General features: G+C 70.6%; 13 protein-coding genes. 10 read left to right on the top strand and 3 right to left on the bottom strand.

Annotated elements, in window-relative coordinates:
* Positions 1–156 precede the first annotated feature (156 nt).
* The 3 genes from FBY22_RS35650 to FBY22_RS35640 are packed head-to-tail and all read left to right on the top strand — an operon-like array spanning position 157 to position 3,801.
* Positions 157–1,932 carry an SDR family NAD(P)-dependent oxidoreductase gene (locus FBY22_RS35650; RefSeq protein ID WP_142152085.1) on the top strand — a complete coding sequence of 592 codons (1,776 nt, stop codon included), beginning with the start codon at positions 157–159 and terminating at the stop codon, positions 1,930–1,932.
* The gene (locus FBY22_RS35645; protein WP_222127827.1) at positions 1,929–2,645 is read left to right on the top strand and encodes a sugar transferase; all 717 of its coding nucleotides are present in this window, start codon (positions 1,929–1,931) and stop codon (positions 2,643–2,645) included. The genes FBY22_RS35650 and FBY22_RS35645 overlap by 4 nt, the downstream gene beginning before the upstream one ends.
* The gene (locus FBY22_RS35640) at positions 2,638–3,801 is read left to right on the top strand and encodes a DegT/DnrJ/EryC1/StrS aminotransferase family protein (RefSeq protein WP_160159952.1); all 1,164 of its coding nucleotides are present in this window, start codon (positions 2,638–2,640) and stop codon (positions 3,799–3,801) included. The genes FBY22_RS35645 and FBY22_RS35640 overlap by 8 nt, the downstream gene beginning before the upstream one ends.
* 135 nt (positions 3,802–3,936) lie before the next feature.
* On the opposite strand, the gene FBY22_RS35635 is transcribed toward FBY22_RS35640, so the two are convergent.
* Both FBY22_RS35635 and FBY22_RS35630 read right to left on the bottom strand, forming a co-directional pair.
* Positions 3,937–4,554 carry an acetyltransferase gene (locus tag FBY22_RS35635; RefSeq protein ID WP_142152083.1) on the bottom strand — a complete coding sequence of 206 codons (618 nt, stop codon included), beginning with the start codon at positions 4,552–4,554 and terminating at the stop codon, positions 3,937–3,939.
* A complete protein-coding gene (locus tag FBY22_RS35630) occupies positions 4,551–5,858 on the bottom strand; it encodes a glycosyltransferase family 4 protein (protein ID WP_142152082.1) in 1,308 nt (435 codons plus the stop codon). The genes FBY22_RS35635 and FBY22_RS35630 overlap by 4 nt, the downstream gene beginning before the upstream one ends.
* A gap of 693 nt (positions 5,859–6,551) precedes the next feature.
* On the opposite strand from FBY22_RS35630, the gene FBY22_RS35625 reads away from it, so the two are divergent.
* From FBY22_RS35625 to FBY22_RS35610, 4 genes are read left to right on the top strand one after another with little or no spacing between them, the layout of a single operon-like run.
* Positions 6,552–9,086, top strand: a complete 2,535-nt coding sequence (locus FBY22_RS35625; RefSeq protein WP_160159951.1) for an O-antigen ligase family protein — start codon at positions 6,552–6,554, stop codon at positions 9,084–9,086.
* Entirely contained in the window at positions 9,083–10,306 is a 1,224-nt protein-coding gene (locus FBY22_RS35620) for a glycosyltransferase family 4 protein (RefSeq protein WP_142152080.1), read from the top strand. Before FBY22_RS35625 ends, FBY22_RS35620 begins: the two co-directional genes overlap by 4 nt.
* Complete coding sequence (locus FBY22_RS35615; protein WP_142152079.1) at positions 10,303–11,277, top strand: D-glucuronyl C5-epimerase family protein; 975 nt, start codon at positions 10,303–10,305, stop codon at positions 11,275–11,277. The genes FBY22_RS35620 and FBY22_RS35615 overlap by 4 nt, the downstream gene beginning before the upstream one ends.
* The gene (locus FBY22_RS35610) at positions 11,264–12,457 is read left to right on the top strand and encodes a glycosyltransferase family 4 protein (protein ID WP_142152078.1); all 1,194 of its coding nucleotides are present in this window, start codon (positions 11,264–11,266) and stop codon (positions 12,455–12,457) included. The genes FBY22_RS35615 and FBY22_RS35610 overlap by 14 nt, the downstream gene beginning before the upstream one ends.
* A gap of 394 nt (positions 12,458–12,851) precedes the next feature.
* Here the strand turns inward: FBY22_RS35610 and FBY22_RS35605 are convergent, their stop codons facing one another.
* Positions 12,852–13,526, bottom strand: coding sequence for a hypothetical protein (locus tag FBY22_RS35605; protein ID WP_142152077.1), 675 nt, complete (start codon positions 13,524–13,526; stop codon positions 12,852–12,854).
* A 306-nt stretch (positions 13,527–13,832) separates the two neighbouring features.
* Between FBY22_RS35605 and FBY22_RS35600 the strand changes: the two genes are divergently transcribed.
* The 3 genes from FBY22_RS35600 to FBY22_RS35590 all read left to right on the top strand — a co-directional run bounded on the left by FBY22_RS35600 (position 13,833) and on the right by FBY22_RS35590 (position 17,093).
* Positions 13,833–15,305, top strand: a complete 1,473-nt coding sequence (locus tag FBY22_RS35600; protein WP_160159950.1) for a polysaccharide biosynthesis tyrosine autokinase — start codon at positions 13,833–13,835, stop codon at positions 15,303–15,305.
* Positions 15,302–15,835: a low molecular weight phosphatase family protein gene (locus tag FBY22_RS35595; RefSeq protein ID WP_142152075.1), complete on the top strand. Its 534-nt coding sequence runs from the start codon at positions 15,302–15,304 to the stop codon at positions 15,833–15,835. The genes FBY22_RS35600 and FBY22_RS35595 overlap by 4 nt, the downstream gene beginning before the upstream one ends.
* Before the next feature lie 160 nt (positions 15,836–15,995).
* The gene (locus FBY22_RS35590; protein WP_222127826.1) at positions 15,996–17,093 is read left to right on the top strand and encodes a DegT/DnrJ/EryC1/StrS aminotransferase family protein; all 1,098 of its coding nucleotides are present in this window, start codon (positions 15,996–15,998) and stop codon (positions 17,091–17,093) included.
* Positions 17,094–17,100: the final 7 nt, after the last annotated feature.

The raw sequence follows: 17,100 nt of genomic DNA, 5'->3' as shown, positions 1-17,100 counted from the left end.
AAGCTGACAGCGGTTCATCCTGCGGTATTCCACACCGCACAGGAAAGCCGGGCCCGGCCGAGGGGCTGGTCCGGCGTTGTCGGCCGGTGTCGCCGACCGGCGGTGCAGGCCGCCCTGGACGCGGTCGCCTGGACATGCGGCCTCCTGATCGCAGGCATGACCAGCAGCGGCGCTTCCGACCTGCTCGTCGGACCCGGCGATCCGGTCGTCGTCTGTGCTGTCACGGGGGTGGCAGCGGTGCTGGCCGGGGCCATGTGCGGGCTCTACTCCGGGCGCTACCAGGCCGAGACCGGCCCGGAACTGAGTGCGGTACTGGTCTCCGCGGCGCTGACCGGGCTCCTTCTGTGGGGTATGTGTCAGGCGGGACTGCCCCTGGCAGGAGTCAGGCCGGCCGTGGCGGGACTGGCCGCGCTGGTCGGCGTGCTTGGCATGATCACCGTCAGGGCAGCGGCGGCGACCGTCCGGCGCAGACCTCGACGGCCCGCGCCGACCGCCGTCAAGGTGATCGTGTTCGGCGCGGGCAGTGCCGGAGCGCAACTGGTGCAACGGCTCATGTGTCAGCCTGGCGCGCAGTACCAACCGGTCGCCCTGCTGGACGACGACCCGGCCAAGCGCCGACTGCGGATCTGTGGGATCCGAGTGCGCGGCGGGCGGGAGTGGCTGGCGGAGGTCGCCGCGGAGACCGGGGCGACGGTCATGGTGATCGCGATCGCCGGCGGGTGCCGCGACGGCCAGGTGATCCGCGAGCTGATCACCCTGGCCGAGTCGGTCGGTCTGTCCACCAAGGTGATTCCGCGCATCGAGGAACTGGTCGCCGGCCCGGCACGGATCGACGACGTCCGCGACCCGCGGATCACCCAGTTGCTGGGTCGCGATCCGGTCCGCCTGGACATGAAGTCGGCTGCCGCTCAATTCGCCGGGCGCCGCATCCTCGTCACGGGCGCCGGTGGCTCGATCGGCTCGGAGCTGTGCCGCCAGCTGCACCGTCTGGGACCCGCGTCGCTGGTGATGCTCGACCGGGACGAATCAGCTCTGCACGCGATCCAGCTCGCGCTGCACGGCCGTGCGCTGCTCGATTCCGACGAGGTCGTGCTGGCCGACATCACGGATGCCTCCCGCATCCATGAAGTCTTCGCGCAGGCCCGCCCCGAGATCGTGTTCCATACGGCGGCGGTGAAACATCTGCCGCTGCTCGAGCGGTATCCGGCAGAGGCGCTGAAGACGAACGTGACCGGCACGCTGAACGTGCTGCGAGCGGCAGCGGATTGCGGCGTGCGGTCGTTCGTGAACGTCTCCACGGACAAGGCGGCCGACCCGGTGAGCGTCCTTGGCACCTCCAAGCGGATCACCGAGCGGCTCACCGCGCACATGGCCGGTGAGTCTCCCGGGACCTGGGTGTCGGTCAGGTTCGGCAACGTCCTGGGCAGCCGGGGTTCGCTGCTCGGCTCGCTGTCCGCGCAGATCGACGCGGGCGGCCCCGTCACCGTGACTCATCCGGACGTCGCCCGCTACTTCATGACGGCCACCGAAGCCGTCCAGCTGGTGCTGCAGGCTGTGACGGTCGGGGAGAGCGGCGAGGTCCTCGTCCTCGACATGGGAGACCAGGTCCGCATCGTCGACCTCGCCCGCCGGATGGCCGCCGCAGCGTCACGGCGCGTGGAGATCGTCTTCACGGGGCTGCGGCCCGGCGAAAAGCTGACCGAGGACCTGCTGGGCGCCGGGGAACGTGACCACCGGCCGAGGCATCCGCTGGTCAGACAGGTGCCGGTGCCGGCACTCGATGCCGGTGAGGTCACCGGCATCGCTCACTTCACCGATCCCGAAGAGGTACGCGCCGCCCTGGCGCTCCTCGCCACGGCGGCCGGTCCCGAGGAGTCGGCCGACCAGGCCGTGCTGCCCGGCCAGCCCGGCAGAGCGGAGGCCAGCAGGTGACCGCCCCGCCCGTACCGGGCCGGCACCGGGCAGGCTGGGCGATTGCGCAGGCGTCCACCGCGCGGCCCGGCGGCAACCAGCTGCCTCACCGCAAGCCGTACCGCGGCAAGCGACTACTGGACCTGGTCGTGGTCTGCCTGATCATCGTGCCGGCCGCGCTGCTCTGCGCGATCGCCGCGCTGGCGCACCTGCTCGCGCACGGCAGACCCGTCCTGTTCCGGCAGCAGCGCGTCGGCCGCGGCGGCCGCCCGTTCGTGCTGCTGAAACTGCGCACGATGACGAACGTCCCGGACGGACCGGACACACCGGGTGACGCCGACGTCACCCGGGTGACCGCAGTCGGACGGGTACTGCGCCGTACGTCTCTCGACGAGTTGCCCCAGCTGGTCAACGTGCTGCGCGGACAGATGAGTCTGGTCGGGCCGCGGCCGACGCTGCCCTACCAGGTACGCCGGTACACCGATCGTCAGCAGTTGCGACTGCTGGCCGTCCCGGGCCTGACCGGCCTGGCGCAGGTGCACGGGCGGCAGCGGCTGAGCTGGCCGGAGCGCATCGAGTGGGATCTGCGGTACGTCCTGCGCCAGAGCTTCCGGCTCGACCTGGCCATCATGTTCCTCACCGTCTGGACGGTCCTGGCCGGGGGCGGAGCCACCGCCAGCCACGACAAAGATCCGATCGCCCGCAGTCCAGAAAGGATGCTCTCAGGTGCCTGACAGCAACGTCCGGATCCGGCTCGCAAGTCCCGACCTCGGTGAGGAGGAGGCGGAGGCGGTACGCAGGGTCCTGTGCAGCGGTGTTCTCACCAACGGCCCGGAGAACGAAGCCTTCGCGCAGGAGTTCGCCGACCGGCATCAGGCGCGGTTCGGTGTGACGTTCTGCACCGGTACGGCCGCGCTGCAAGCGATGTTGCTCGCCGAGGGCATCGGTCCCGGCGACGAGGTGATCGTCCCGTCGATGACCTTCGTCGCCACCGCGACATCGGTGTGCCACGTCGGGGCCACCCCGGTGTTCGCCGACATCGATCCCCGGACCTTCAACCTCGACCCGGTATCGGTCGCGGCCCGCATCACCGGGGCCACCCGGGCCGTCATGACCGTGCACTACGCCGGGCAGCCCGGGGACCTCGATGGGCTGGCGCGGGTGTGCGCCGCGGCCGGCGTGCCGTTGCTGGAGGACGCCGCACAGTCGGCCGGCGCCCAGTACCGCGGCAGACCGGTCGGCACCGTCGGCCGGTCGGCCATGTTCAGCTTCACCCCGGCCAAGAACATCACCACTGGTGAGGGCGGCATCGTGCTGACCGACGACCCGGGCGTCGCGGAGCGGCTGAGACTGCTCCGCAACCATGGTCAGACCGGTCTTTACCAGCATGAAAGCCTTGGCTACAACTGGCGGTTGACCGAGATGCAGGCCGCGATCGGCCGGGTGCAGCTGCGCAAGCTGGACGGCATCCTCGGGCGCAAACAGCAGATCGTTCGATCGCTGACCCGGCGGCTGACCGGGCTGCCCGGCCTGACCACGCCCCATCAGGTGTCCGACACCAGGGGCACCTGGGCGCTCTACACCTGCCTGCTTCCCGGCATCCGAGACCAAGTGCTCGCCGACCTGCTGGACCGGGGAATCGAGGCACGGATCTACTTCCCGCCGGTTCATCGGCAGCCGCTCTTCGCCCGGCTGGGCGGCGGCACCGGGCTCGCCGCGGAACTGCCGGTGACCGAGGCCGTCGCCCAGGCGATGCTCTCGCTGCCGGTTCATCACCGGTTGACCGAGGCGGAGGTGGCCGAGATCGCCGACGCGGTGAGCACCGCCGTAGAGCGGGCGACCACGGCGGCGAACGCAATGGACCGGCCGATGCCGGTCGGTGCCCGCTGACCGCGCAATGACGTGCCGGCCCGCACGACTTGGGCGCGAGGGCCACAACCGCGCCCGGGTCCCGGCCGCGATGCTCGGGGTGGGCCTGGTCGCGTCGGGATCCGGTGCCCAGGAGCCCTTGACCGAACCGGACGGTCAGGACTCCCGGGGCCTGGCGGGCACGCCCACGACCAACTGACCCGGTCTGACATCGCGGGTCACCAGTGCCGCGGCGCCGACCATCGCGGACGGCCCGATCCGCCGGCCCTGCAGCACGGCGGCGTTGCTGCCCACCGTGGACCCTGCGCCGACGGTGACGTTCCCGGCGATGTTGGCCCCCGGCAGGATCGTCACGAAATCGTCGAGCACCGTGTCGTGACCGATGCTGGCCTGGTAGTTGACCTGGACATGTGCGCCGATGACGGTGCCGGTGGAGATGAACGCCTGGCCGAGCACAACACAGCCGCGCCCGATCCGTGCGCCGGGGGAGACCACCGCCCGGGGGTCGATCACGGTTGCCGCTCGCATGCCACGATCCTCCAACTCCCGGGCCAGCCTGCGGCGCGCGTCGGCGTCGGCGATCGCCACGACGAACTCGTTGCGCTGTCCGTCGGGCGCGGCCAACTGCCCGGGAACGAGCACCGGACAGCCCGCCACCGCGGCGGCTGCCGGGTGCTCGTCCACGAAGACCACCTCGGGTGCCGCGGCCATCGCGCGCACCGCGTCCAGCGTCTCCCTGCCGAAGCCGCCGGCGCCCACGATGTGCAGCGTCACGGCCGCACCTCCGTCACCGGCTCCTCGCGCCGCGCCGGTGCCGAGACCGCGTCGAGGAACGCGTCCGCCAGGGCGGTCATGCCATGATGCCGGTACACCCAGCGGCGGCCGCGCTCACCCATCCGCTCCCGTTCGGACCGGCTCATCGCGGCCAGCCCGGCCAGCCCGGCCGCCATGTCCGCCGGGGATTCGGCGGGCACGCACACGCCGCCGCCGGACTCGCGTACGGGGCCGCCGGGCGCATTGCTCGCGAACAGCACCGGCTTGCCGGACGCCAAGTAGTCGAACAGCTTGTTGCTGCTCAGGCCGTACTTGAAGACCGCGATATCGCGCAGGCAGAACAGCGTCACGTCCAGCTCGGCCAGCACGGCCGGCACAGCCCGCTTCGGCACCGGCGGCCAGAACAGCACGTTGTCCAGGCCGTGCCGGAGCGCGAGCTGCTGGCACGCGGCCTTCTCCTGGCCGTCGCCGACCAGCACCACAGCGACCCGCGGATGGCCGGCGGTCCGCAACTCCGCCGCGGCCGCGACAATGGTCGCCACCCCGTTGGCCGGACCGTGCGAGCCGATGTAGCCGGCGGTGAGAAAACCGTCCTTGCGCAAGCGCCTGATCCGGTCGATCAGGTCGGCGGCCGGGTCCGCGGAGTCCTCACCGTCCGGGCCGACAGGCAGGCTCGGATCCCCCGGCGGCGGGAGGTCGGGGATCCCGTTCGGTACATATCGGATCTTGTGCGCCGGGACGCCGCGGGCCTGCAGGTAGTCGGAGGCCCCGGGCAGGAGGCAGATGACGGCGGAGGCCTGCCGGCAGCAGAAGGACTCGACCAGCCGGAGCAGCCGGGCAGGCAGCCCGTTCGCGCGCAGCGCGCCCATGTCGATCAGGGTCTGCGGCCACAGATCGCGCACCTCGAAGACAAAGCGCGCGCGGCGGACGCGGGCCGCCAGCCAGGCGGCGAGCACCGCGGGCAGGTGCACCGAGGAGCCGACGATCACGTCCGGCCGGTTCAGGCGGAGCTGCACCGCGAGCACCCGGGCCGCGTAGTGGGCCATGTTCAACACGCGGCGGTGTCCGTTGCCGGTGTACGGCGGAGTGCGGACCCAGACGAAGCGGACGCCGTCGATGGTCCGGGTGGCCATCTTCTGCCGGGGCGTGAGCCGCTCCTCGCGCCTGCTGAAATGGCTGAAGCTGCTGGCGAAGACGGTAACCTCGTGCCCCTTCGCCGCCAGCACACGTCCCAGCTCGTAGTGCCGGGTGCCGGCGGCGCCGTCGGGCGGGGCCGCGTAATGGTTGAAGATCCAGATCCTCATGTCCTCACCTCCGCCGAAGCCGCCCTGCGGTGCCGCACGGGGCACCGAGCGCCGGCCCCTCCTTCTGTAGGTCGCCGGAGTCGGCGATCAGTCCGTCGGCCCCGGCCGGCTGGGTGAGCTGCCACGCGATCGGCGCAAGCTTGACGAACGGCGGACGTGCTCCGACCACACTGAGCACTTTCACCACGGCGTTCCCCTGTCCGGCCGGGTCGTCCACGCCGCAACAGCCCTGTCCGGCGTCTGCATACGCCGGCGGTAACCGGCTCGACGCGGAGAAACGCTACTACTCTGTGTGCTCAACTTGCCACTTTGAGTTACTCATGCCGCTACATTGTGCGCGTGCCGAGGCGGTGACCACATCCGCCGTCCCTGCGGTACCGATCCCGTTTCGCAACTCCGGAGGCCGTTTTCGTGGTGCAGTCGATCATGAAAGGTCTCCGCGTCCGACTGCCGGGAGTCAGCCCGGCCGCCATCGGAGGCACACTGACCACGCGACTGCTCGCCACGGCGATGAGCTTCGCGGCGGGCGTCATCGCAGCGCGGGACCTGGGGGTGCACGGCCGGGCCACATTCGCGGTCATGATCTCGGTCCCCACTGTGCTGAGCATCGTCACGGTCCTGGGCATGGACAGCGCCAACGCCCGGTTCGCCGGAACCTCGCACACCGCGTACCGCCAGATCGTCCGGTGGACCGTGGCGTTCTCCCTGGTTCCCGGTTCGGCACTGGCGGGGCTGTGGCTGCTGCTCGGTCATCTCTTGCCGGCCGTGCTGCTCGGTGTGCCGTTCCGGCTTGCTCTGGTCGCGGCCACCATGTGCCCGGTGACCCTGCTGACCACGCTGCTCGGCACGGCCGAGATCGGCCGCGGCCGGGTCAGGACGTACAACCTCGCGAGCACCGTCCCCGCGGCCTGCCACCTGGTCGGAGTCTGCGGCCTGTTCGCCGCAGGGTCACTGACCCCCACCAGTTGCTTTCTGTCCGCGCTGACCGGGCAATTGCTCTGCGCCGGGGTCTTGCTGATCGCGACCACGACCCGGGTCCACGACGATGGTGAACGGGTGTCCCCCCGGACCTTCGGCAGCTTCGCCCTCAGGGCCTATCTCCCGAATCTCATCCACTACGGAATGCTGCGTCTCGATGTGCCGGTGATCCAGTTGCTCGCCGGGGCGACGGCCGTGGCCATGTACGCCGTCGCACTGCCCGTGGCCGAGGCGATGTTCCTGCTTCCGACGGCGGTCGCACTGGTGATGTTTCCCGCGGTCACGTCGGGTGCCGTCGACGCGCGGGCGGCGGCCAGGATCGCCCGGACCGTTTTCGCCGCCGCCGCCGTGTCCGCCGCCATGGTGGCGGCAGCTGCGCCCATCCTGATCCCGGCGGTCTACGGGCGGCCGTACTCCGGTGCCGTGCAGGTGATCTGGGCGATGCTCCCGGGCCTGGTGCTGTTCAGCATGGGCCGCTCGCTGCAGGCCTATCTGGCGGCCACCGACCTGCTTCGGCCGGTCATCGTGGCCACCGTGATCGCCGGGATGGTCAACGTCGCTCTGCTCGCAGTCCTGACCCCCCGCTGTGCGGCAGTCGGTGCCGGCGTGGCCGACTCGGCCGGATACCTGGTGTTCGCGGTGCTGATCGGCAGGGGTGTGCGGTGGGGCGTCCGCGCCGGCCAGCACCCTCCGGCTCGGCCCGCCACCGAGAGCGGGCAGCCCGCCCCTGCGCGCCGACCGGTCGGCCGACTGGTGGCCAAGTGGGGCGGCGACCGCCGGCAGACCGTGTATCCGAGGTACGTGAGGTCCATGATGTTCAGGCGAACCCCCCTGGTCGCGGCGGGACTTGTGACCGTGGCAGGTGTCGGCTACCTCGCGATGGCGTACGGCCCCGCCGTCAGCCTGGTCAGCGCCGCCGTCGGCCTTGCGGTCGTCGTCGTGGCCTGCCTGCTGATCCCGGACGCGGGTCTGTATGTGTTCGCAGCCGCGATCCCGCTCTCGCAGTCGGACATCGGGACATCGCTCATCAGCCCGAGACGGCTGGCCGCCCTGATGCTCGTCTGCCTGCTGGGTCGCGTCGTCTCCGGCGCGGGAATCGCGTGGCCGAAACTGATCGGCGCCCTGATCACCGTGGGCACGGTCGCCTATATGGCGGCCGCCAGCGCCGTGGTCGGCGACACCCGGCTGCAGGGAACCGGAAACTGGCAGTACCTGCTGCTGACGTGCGCGCCGCTGTTGCTCGTACCACTGATCGCGCCACCGGGACCCGCTCTTGACCGAGCGCTCACGGTGTTCTGCTGCGGCAGTGTGATTCTGGCGGTGATCGAAATCGCCCAAGCCGGGTCCATCTTCGCCATGAAGGCGGACCTCACGCCCGCCGACACTGCTGTTCTGGCCATCACCCAAGAGGGCACAGCCAACCACAACGCCGTGGGGGCTCTGCTCGTCATGGCGACCGCGGTCCTGATCAGACGCTGTTCGGCCGCCCGGGGGCGCCTGACGCGACTGGCAACCGCCGCCGCGGTCGTCGTGCTCGCACTGGGGGTTGCGTACTCGCTGAGCCGCGCGGCCTATCTGGCGGGCATCGCGATGATCGCGCTCTATGCCGCCCGCAGATCACTGCGCGGTGCCCTGGCCCTGGGTGCCGGCGCGGCCTGCATGCTGCCGCTGCTGCCCGCGGCGATCGCGGCCCGGTTCGACTCGATCCTCGGCGGCGCCCCGGACGCCAACTCCGCTGTACGGCTCGATCTGTGGAGCAGCGCCCTGCGGATGTTCGAGGCGCACCCGGCTTTCGGCGTCGGATACCTGAACTTCGCCGCCCAGTTGCCCGCCTATTACCAAGCCACCGGTGATTACGAGGTCATGTTCCTACAGTTCCCGCTCCTGGAATTCGCGCACAACACGTATCTGACCGTTCTCTCGCAGACGGGGCTTGTGGGGGCGCTCGGGATCGGCGCACTTGCCCTGCTCGGCGGCCGCCGGGCCTGGCGGGCGATCCGCTCAGGTGATCCTGCGGGTGAGGCGGCGCTGCTGGCCATGGTCGGTGCCGGGGTCTGCTCGCTGTTCGGTGAGGTGCTGCTGGTGCCCCCTCTGCTGGCCGCCCTGATGCTGATCATTCTGGCTGCGAAGCCGGTTCCGGTCGGCCCATCACGGGGGTCGGAACCGGCACCGGCACCGGTGCCGGAATCAGTACCGCTACGGGCGTCGGCACCGGTACTGGCGTCGGAGCCTGCGCCGGTGGCGTCATGAGTACGTTCGGGAGCGGGAAGCACCCGCGGCGGTTGCGCATCCTTCAGATCACCTCGACCGCCGTCGGTGGGAGCTGGTTCCACGATCAGGTGCGGGGGCTGGCCGAGCTGGGCCACGAGGTCTGCGCGGTGCTGCCCCGCGAAGGGCCGCTCGCCGACCGGCTGCGCAAGGTCGGGGGCGTCCGGGTGGAGATCATCGGGTTCGGACTGTCCCGTCGTATCAGGCAGTTGCCCGGGCTGATGGCCGCGCAGTGGCGGCTGATGAAGTTCGTCAGGGAGTACAAGCCGGATGTCATCCACTCGCATCTGATCATCGCGATGCTCGCGGCACGAGTGGCGTCGTTTGCCCATGGGCCGGCGCTGGTCGTGTCCCAGGTTCCAGGACTGGTGCATCTACGGATGGCTCCCTTCCGGATCCTGGAGTGGCTCTCGCTGCGTCGGGATGACCTGGTGCTCGGGTCATGCCGGGCGATCGCTCACCGCTACCAGGCCATGGGAGCGCGGTCGGTCGCGGTCAGCTACTACGGCTGCGACGTGCACCGGTTCGATCCGGCAACGCCGCCGGGGCCGTTCCGCCGGGAGTTCGGGCTCGACGGCGACACGCCGGCCATCGGCATGGTCGCCTACATGTATCCGAGCAAGTTGCGCGAGTTCCGCCAGGTCGGCGTCAAGGGGCATGAAGTCTTCATTGACGCCGTCCCGCTGATTCTGCGGCAGAACGCAGACGCCAGGTTCTTCGTGGTCGGCGACGAGCTGGTCGGCGACGGAGAGTACCGGAGAGAGCTGGAACGCCGTGCCGCCCGGCTCGGCGTCGCCGACCGGATCCGGTTCACCGGCTTCCGGTCCGACATCAGCTCGGTCATGGCCGGGCTGGACGTACTGGTGAACCCCTCCATGGACGAGTCCGCCTGCTACACCGTGGTGGAGGCGCTGCTCATGCGTAAGGGCGTGGTGGCGACTGAGGTCGGTGGCCTGCCGGACACCGTCCAGCACGGCCGTACCGGCCTGTTGGTCCCGCCCGCCGACGCGGCGGCACTGGCACAGGCCGTGAACGCACTGGTCGCCGATCCAGCAGCACGTCTCCGCATGGCCGGCCGCGGCCGCGAACTCGCGCTCCGGCAGTTCGACATCGCCGGGACAGTGAGCCAGGTGGACGAGCTGTACCACCAGGCGCTGGCCGCGCGGGGGCGACGCCGGCCGCTCCGCTGGAGGAAGGCATGAAGGACAGGACGTGGTCCACGGCAACCCTTGCCGGCATGGCGGGGAAGGCGGTACGCGATCTGCGGCGGCCGAGCTTCCCGGTCGACGTGACGACACCGCCAGGTGACACGCCGACCGGCCAACCAGGTAGATACCCGCTCGACCTGCGGCCGATGACCGCCGGGAGCGTGCTCGACCACGAGCACGTCGTGGTGACGCGCGCCGTGACCGGCGCAACGTACCGGAACCCGGTCTCGGTCAGCCTGTACGCGCTCGCCCAGCACACCCGCGCGCTCGCCGTCGGATGGTCCCCTGCCGCTGCGGACGACCGGCCGCCGGGCATCCAGGCTCTGCTGACCCAGGCCGGTTGGCTGCGTGCCGGCCAGGACAGCAATGGCGGCTGGCGCTATCCGGTACCGGTGCCCCGGTACGGCGTACGCCCGGGCTGGTACTCCGCCATGGCTCAGGGCCTGGCGGTGTCCGTGATGCTGCGTGCATACGCCACGACCGGCGAGCGGTCCTTTCTCGATGCGAGCGAGGGTGCGGTGGAACTGATGCTCCGGCCGCTGGAGGCGGGCGGCTGTTCGCACTACGACCAACTGGGGCGCCCTTTCCCCGAGGAGTGCCCGTCGGACCCGGTCAGTCACATTCTCAACGGTGCGGTCTTCGCCCTCTTCGGTCTGTGCGAGCTGAGTGGGCATCAGGGCGGGACCGTCCACGAGCGCGTGGCGGACCGGCTGCGCGAGGCGCTGCCCGAGTTCGACCTGGGGTACTGGACCCGATACGACCTGCGGCACCACGCGCCCGCCAGTTTCGCCTACCACTGCCTGCACACCGCTTTGCTGACCGCGGCTGGACGCGCGCTCGCCGACCCACGATGGCTGGCGGTGGGCACCGTGTGGGAGCGCTACACGAGGAGCCCGACCAGGCGGCTGCGAGCAGCGGCGGGCAAGGGCCGTTTCGTACTCAGGGAGCACCGTGCAGGATCGTGATCACGTCCCGCTACGGCGGGGCGTGGACGCTGCGTCGGACGCGCCGCTGCGCGTCGTCCTGCTCGCGCCGGCCACGTCGGCGCACACCCGGCGTTGGGCGGACGACCTGGCCTTGCGGGGCCATCAGGTGACGGTCTGCAGCTGGCACGGGGGCCCGGGTCCCGACGACTGGCGAATCACGTCCGCCCCCGCCGGAGGGGGCCGGCCGTTGCGGGTGCTGCGCGCGGGGCACTGGCTGCGCCGCGAGGTGCGCGGGGCGCGGCCGGATGTCATCCACGTGCATTCGCTCGGTGTGCACGGGGCGCTCTCCCTTCTGCTGCCGGCCCGCCCGGCAGTGCCGCTGCTTGTCACGCCGTGGGGCTCCGAACTGCGCGCGGCGGACCGGCATCCCGGCCGGGCGCTGGTCGCTCGGCTGGCGCTGCGGCGGGCCGCGCGCGTGGTGCCGACCTCCCGGGAGATGGCTGAGCTGGTCGCGAGCCGGTACCGGATCCTCCGCTCACGGATCACGGTCCTGTCCTGGGGAGTACCGGACGTGCTGCTGGATGTCGGACACGACGCCGACCCCCGGGTGACACGCGCGAAGTACGGCATTCCGGCGGAAGCCACGGTCGCGCTGTCGGTCCGCAGCACGTCGGAGGTCTACCGGACACACGAGATCCTCGCGGCCTTCTCCCGCGTCGCGCGGGTCCGGCCGGACCTGTTCCTCCTGCTGGTGGCGGGTCACCAGCCGGTTCACGCGGCCGCCAGACAGGCGCAGGAGGAATATCTCGGGCTGTTGCGCGCCCGGGCACAAGACCTGGCCGGCCGGGTCGCCCTCGTCGATCAGCGACTCTGCCAGGCCGAGATGTTCAGCCTGATGCGCGCGAGCGATGTGGCGATCTCGGTCCCCCGGTCCGACCAGCGAAGCTCCTCTGTGCTCGAGGCCGCGGCTGCCGGGTGCCGGCTGCTGCTCTCCGACATCGCGCCCTACCGGGAACTGCTGGCGGACGGCCTGCTGGCGGATCTGCTTCCCGATCCGCTGGTCAGCACGTTGGCTGATGCCCTCTCAGGCACGGGGCCACTGGATGCCGCCGATCGCCTTGCCAACATCCAGCTGATCGGCCAGACCGAGCGTGGTTCCCTGAAGGTCGCCGAGCTCGAACGGCTGTACAGGAATGTGGTTCGGGCGGGGACGATGTGACCCGACTGGACGCCCAGGGGCCGCCAGGGGTACCTCATGCCGGACGAGGGGAGCCGGAGGCGACTTCGCCGCCGAAGCCTGCGGGCGAAGGTCCTCGAAACCCTCCCCAAGCCCCGGGGTCGGTCCTCGTGTTCGACCTGGTGAGGCCGGCCTGCCGTCGGTGAGTGCGGCCTCGGCAGGCCGGATCGTCGGGCACTGCTGGGACGCCCCCGGGCCGCGACCGGCTCGGATCGGGAGAGAAGCGCGGTGGCTCCGATGCACAGGGAGCGGTGGCCAGGAGCACCGTGCGGCGACGCCGCGCCACCCGTTGCCGCAACGGCTGGTGCCGGGCACGCGGACGGCGCCCCGGCCGGGGCCGGGACGCCGTGGTCCTGCTGTGGGCACGCTCTGATCGTCAGGAGCTGCGACGACGGCGCACGGCCAGCATCGTGCCACCACCGGCCGTGAGGAGGGCGGTCGCGGTGCCGCCGATCACCAGGGCCTTGTCACTGCCCGTCGCCGCGAGCTTCTCGGTGTGCCGGCTCACGTCCGGGTAGCTCGCCGGGTCGACGGCTGCGGCGAGTTCGTGGGAGTCGCTGCGTCCGACGCCACCTCCGTTGTGGCCACTGTGTCCCGGCGTGCCGTGGTGCCCGGGCTTGCCCGGGTGGTGGGGCGGCCTGGGGGGCGGGGTGGGCTTCACACTGCCCTGCACGTAGATGCTGACGCCGACGCTCGGGTCGGGATGAGACGAGGTGAGCCGGAACACGTGCCAGCCGGTGATGGTGTTCACCGGGATGGTCACGGTCCCCGAAACCGATCCGTCGGCCCGGGCCCGGAAGTGGCCGAGCACGACCGGGGTCGATTCCAGCAGCGCCGTGACGCTCGACCTGGGGGCGAACACCCCGGCGGCGGTGCTGAAGTCCAGGGAATCCCCGGCTGTCACCGTCGTGGTGCTGACGGACAGGGGCGGGGGCGGCGGCGGGTACGGCAGCGCCGAGGCGGCCTGCGCCCCGATCAGCGGTGCTCCGATGAGAATGGCAGTCGAGGCCGCCGACACCAGAGCGGCCCGCCATCTGCGTGATGCTGTCATCTTCTTCAATCTCCTCGACTTGGGTCCGGGCCTGATCGTGCGGCGGCCGTCATTCGGTGTGGACACCAAGACCTGGATACATGGCGCAAAGAGAACATAACGACACTCGTTGGTCTGATGGCGCGAGAAGTCACCGGATTGGCCCAGTCCCGGCTCGCGCGGTGCGCGTCGCAAGGGACTTTCGAGGGGGCGACACAAGGGGCGGATCCCTCTTTCGACGAGTCCGAGTCCCTATGGTCGACATCGTCCATAGGGAACAGAAAGCCCCGATTCGGGTGGTTCCCTCAGTCCCGTGAGGGGTGCAGCTTGGATCTCCAAGGATTCCTGAAGGCTCTTGCCAGACGATGGCCGACGGTCGTGGTCTGTCTGGTTCTCGCGGTCGGGACGGCGCTCGCCGTGACAAGCGCGAGCACCCCCGTCTACGAGGCGAGGACGCAGCTCTTCGTCGCCACCCGCGCCGGCGAGAACACCATCGATCTGAACCAGGGGCAGACGTTCTCGCAGGCGCGCGTGCAGTCGTACGCCGAGATCGTGAGGACCCGTCAGGTCACCGCTCCGGTGGTGAAACAGCTGCGGCTGCACACCACTCCGGAGGAGCTGGCGTCCCGGATCACCGCCGTCGTCCCGCTCAAGACCGTGCTCATCGACATCACCGTCCGGGACACCTCGCCCCGGCGCGCGGCGCGCATCGCCAACGCCGTGGCAAAGCGGTTCAGTTCGGTCGTCGAGCAGTTGGAGACCCCCAAGCGGCCGGTCTCCTCGACATCCAAGAAGGGCGACGGGGCCGATGACGACGCGCCCGTACGCCCGGTCTCCCCGGTCTCCCTGGGCGTCACCGAGGCAGCCGTCGCCCCGACCTCTCCCACAGAGCCCCGCCCGTTGCTCAACCTGGCCGCGGGTGTGGTGGGCGGCCTGCTGCTCGCCGCCGGGCTGGTGGCCCTCCTTGAGATGCTCGACACCACGTTCAAGACGAGCGAGGCACTGGGTGCTTTCACCGACATGCCCGGCCTCGCCACCATCCCGTACGACAGGAACGCCCCAAGGCAGCCGCTGATCAGTGCCGACGGGTACTCCGAGCGTGCCGAGGCGTTCCGCAAGCTGCGGACGAACCTGCAGTTCTCACAGGTCGACGATCCGCCGCGGATCATCATGGTGACGAGCTCGGTGCCCAGTGAGGGCAAGACGAACATCGCGATGAACCTCGCCCGGTCCCTCGCCGAGGCCGGCGTCTCCACCTGCCTCGTGGACGGCGACCTCCGCCGCCCCTGCGTGGCACCGGCTTTCGGCCTCGTCCAGGACGGCGGTCTGACCACGGTGCTCATCGGACAGGCCCGTGTCGAGGATGTGATGCAGAAGGTCGCCGGCGGGCTCTCGGTGCTCGCCAGCGGCGCTGTGCCGCCGAACCCCGCGGAACTGCTCGCCTCGGCGCGTATGGAAGAGGTGCTGCGCGAGCTCGCGGACATGTACGACGTCGTGATCATCGACACGGCGCCGCTGCTGCCGGTCGCCGACACCGCGGGGCTCGCCTCTCTCACCCAGGGCGCGCTGCTCGTCGTACGGGCCGGGAAGACCAACCGGGACCAGGTGCGCACCGCCAAGGAATCGCTGGAGCGCGTGGGCGCGCGCGTGCTCGGCACCGTGTTCAGCATGGCTCCGGTTGCCAAGGGCGGCCGTTACGGCCGTTACGGCGCCTACGGCGAGCTGCCCGCTCCGCGTACGTCGGCCACGCCGGAGGATGCGGCCGCCCCGGCGGTGACGCGCACCACGGACGGGACATGACTCGGATCCTGTTCGTCTGCACGGCCAACGTGTACCGCTCGGTGCTCGCCGAGCGCCTTCTGGCGGCGAGGCTGCCGCCGGGTTCGGTCCTGCGGCCGGAGAGCGCCGGTACGCAGGCGTGTCACCGTCCCCGCATGGAGGAGACCACACGGGCGGTCCTGGAACGGCTGGGCGGCGACGGCTCCGGATTCGTCTCCCGGCCGCTCACCGCACAGCTCATGGCGGGTGCCCCACTGGTCCTCGGACTCGCGCGCGAGCACCGCGAGGCGGCCGTCCGCCTCGCCCCGGCGGCGATGCGGCGCTGCTTCACCCTGAAGGAGTTCGTGCGGCTCGCGAACGGGGGAACCGCAGGGGAGGGTCGGGGCGGATTCGAGGCCGTGGTGGCAGCGGCTGCCAACCGTCGCGGTACCGCGGCCCCGGTCCCGCAGACCGAGGACGACATCTCGGACCCCTGGGGCGGGCCTCGTGAGGAGCTGTACGAGTGTGCCCTGGAGATCGCCAGGGAGGTGAGCGGACTGGTTCGGCTGTGAGCGATGCGTCATCGATGTCGCCGTCTCGCCTCGGGCGGTGGAGCCGGTCGTACCGCGATCATCCATAAGGGTGGATGCGCGGCGCGCAGGAAAACCGGACGAGGCAAGCAGCAGTTGAACGTGGGTCGACTCTCTTTCGCCCCCCGAACGGAGAAGTCCAGTGACCCGCTCCCTTCCATCGATCCCGGCGGCCAGACCCGTGATCGGAGAAGCCGAGATCGCTGCGGCCGTACGCGTTCTGCGTAGTGGCCGTGTCGTCCAGGGCCCGGAAGTGGCCGCGTTCGAAGACGCGTTCTCCGAATTGGTCGCCGGCCGCGCCTGCGTAGCGGTCAACTCAGGAACCTCCGCCCTGCAGCTGAGCCTCATGGCTCTGGGCATCGGACCGGGAGACGAGGTCGTGGTGCCCTCGTTCTCGTTCGCGGCGACCGCCAACGCAGTACGCCTGGTAGGCGCCGATCCAGTCTTCGCCGACATCACGTCAAGCACCTACTGCCTCGACCCGCTCGCCGTATCAGCGATGATCGGTCCGCGCACCGCCGCGCTCATGCCGGTGCATCTGTATGGGCACCCCGCGCCCATGGACCAGCTGATGCAAGTTGCCGCACGCCATGGGCTCGCCGTACTGGAGGACGCCTGTCAGGCGCACGGAGCCACGCTGCACGGACGCCCCGTCGGCACCTTCGGTGAGGCGGGATGCTTCAGCTTCTATCCCACGAAAAACATGCACGCTCTCGAGGGCGGCATCATTTCGACCGCCGACCCGCACCTCGCCCGCACCCTTCGGCTTCTGCGGAACCAGGGCATGGAGCAGCGCTACGAGAACGAGATCGTCGGGGCCAACATGCGGATGACCGACGTCGCGGCGGCCGTCGGCCGTGAGCAGCTGAAGCAGCTGCCGGCCTGGACGGAGCGGCGGAGAGCCAACGCCAAGGTGCTCGACACCCGCATCGAGGCGCTGTCCGTTCCGCAGGAGGCCGACGGTGCGCGGCACGTCTACCACCAGTACACGGTCCGCATCCCGGGCGGTCTCCGGGATTCCGTGCAGCGGGACCTGGCGCGACAGGGCATCGGCAGCGCGGTGTACTACCCGACCCCGATCCACCGACTCAGGCCCTATCAGGACCAGGGCAGCCCGCCCCTGCCCGAGACCGATCGGGCAGCGACGGAGGTTCTGTCCCTCCCGGTGCACCCGACCCTGCGGCAGGCCGAGCTGGAGCGGATCGCACAGGCCGTGAACGATGCCGGAAGAGTCGGGTGAGCCGGCG

Origin of the sequence: Streptomyces sp. SLBN-31, assembly GCF_006715395.1 — a bacterium.
Classification (GTDB): domain Bacteria; phylum Actinomycetota; class Actinomycetes; order Streptomycetales; family Streptomycetaceae; genus Streptomyces.
The sequence above is the reverse complement of the archived record's forward strand: the minus strand, read 5'-3'. Positions and strand labels throughout refer to the sequence as shown.

Excerpts from the sequence above, each read along its gene's own strand:
- FBY22_RS35650 (WP_142152085.1), top strand. The coding sequence starts at position 157 with ATGACCAGCAGCGGCGCTTCCGACCTGCTCGTCGGACCCGGCGATCCG.
- FBY22_RS35630 (WP_142152082.1), bottom strand. The coding sequence starts at position 5,858 with ATGAGGATCTGGATCTTCAACCATTACGCGGCCCCGCCCGACGGCGCC.
- FBY22_RS35620 (WP_142152080.1), top strand. The coding sequence starts at position 9,083 with ATGAGTACGTTCGGGAGCGGGAAGCACCCGCGGCGGTTGCGCATCCTT.
- FBY22_RS35615 (WP_142152079.1), top strand. The coding sequence starts at position 10,303 with ATGAAGGACAGGACGTGGTCCACGGCAACCCTTGCCGGCATGGCGGGG.
- FBY22_RS35605 (WP_142152077.1), bottom strand. The coding sequence starts at position 13,526 with ATGACAGCATCACGCAGATGGCGGGCCGCTCTGGTGTCGGCGGCCTCG.
- FBY22_RS35595 (WP_142152075.1), top strand. The coding sequence starts at position 15,302 with ATGACTCGGATCCTGTTCGTCTGCACGGCCAACGTGTACCGCTCGGTG.